Here is a 1,266-nt window from a genome sequence, read left to right on the forward strand (position 1 = left end):
TAAAATTTTTAGACCCTAGCATCTTAAATCTGTTACCTATCAGCCCGGTTTGAAATGTTACCTATCAAACCGGTTGCACATTGGATGAAGGCTCAAGATCGGTTCAATTGCCTAAACCTTATTAAAATCTGCAGCATTATCAGCGTTCCATTGACTCCATGTTCCTTGATACCCCTTTAACAACTGTTGCGCAAACTGATAAAAATGAGAAAGGAAAATAATTCTCTGTTCATAATAAGGAGTAAGGAAAGGATCTGCTCGGTGTATTTCAAACAAATTATAATAAGGTGGTATGGAAGCGTGTCGTGCAATAATTTCTTCAAAACTTACTTTATCTGCATTTTTTAACATGTCATACATTACAAAAAAAGTCGTGGTCCGCCCTTTCCCTCCCCGGCAATGGATATGAAACCAAGTATCTTTAGGTACGTTTTTTATTAGTGTCAAAAACGTATCTACTTCTGAGTCAGACGGTGCAGCATGATCAGTAACGTATAATCGGTGATATTCAAAACCTAATTTAGAAACTAAATCCTCTTCGTTTTTTACCACTTTCACGGGAATGGTTTTACCGCTGGAGTATTCTTGAGCTGCAAACTGTTGCGAGGATAAAACACCACTTATCTTTTTCTGAGTTCTTAATGACTTAAGCCAATATTCCTGATCCGTAAGACATTGCACATTGCTTTTTCCTCGATTTATCCAATCGTACTCACTCACTAAAGTAATTGCTCTCCCGTTAATATAGCCATGGCTTTCCTGGCGTAAATCCAGCACCAAGACTCTTGAATATCCATGCTTAGCAATATGCTCAGAGATATCTTTCCATCCCTTTTCACTTGGTTCCTCACTACCAGAAATGGCTAACCCTTTAATACCCAGCGTATTTCCTTGATAAGCAGTAGCAATCATGGATGCATCACGCAACCATTTTAATGGCGAAGAGGAAAGCTCACTGTCTTCTACAATACAAGGATTACGGATGCTGCCATCACATACATTGGTTTCTGCCTGTGCGAAAGCCAATCCCTGAGTCAATGATAATGTGATAAAAGTAATGATAATGTAGTGCAAATTGGTCATCCATAACCCCTAAACAAAAAATGTAAATCCATTCTATGTTAATTTTTTTTTCTACCGCAAGATAGTTATACAAAGTTATTGAAATTTTAAAGTCAATGTGAAATGTGCAACCGGTTTGATAGGTAACATTTCAAACCGGGCTGATAGGTAACAGATTTAAGATGCTAGGGTCTAAAAATTTTA

Annotated in this window: 1 protein-coding gene; it reads right to left on the reverse strand. The window is 37.4% G+C overall.

Going from position 1 to position 1,266, the window contains the following annotated elements:
* Window positions 1-111: 111 nt before the first annotated feature.
* On the reverse strand, window positions 112-1,083 hold the full coding sequence (locus Lstg_RS14875; protein WP_058478463.1) for a phosphatase domain-containing protein: 972 nt from the start codon (window positions 1,081-1,083) through the stop codon (window positions 112-114).
* Window positions 1,084-1,266: the final 183 nt, after the last annotated feature.

Source organism: Legionella steigerwaltii (genome assembly GCF_001468065.1).
GTDB lineage: Bacteria > Pseudomonadota > Gammaproteobacteria > Legionellales > Legionellaceae > Legionella > Legionella steigerwaltii.

Coding starts and splice junctions, on each gene's coding strand:
- Lstg_RS14875 (WP_058478463.1), bottom strand. CDS start 1,083: ATGACCAATTTGCACTACATTATCATTACTTTTATCACATTATCATTG.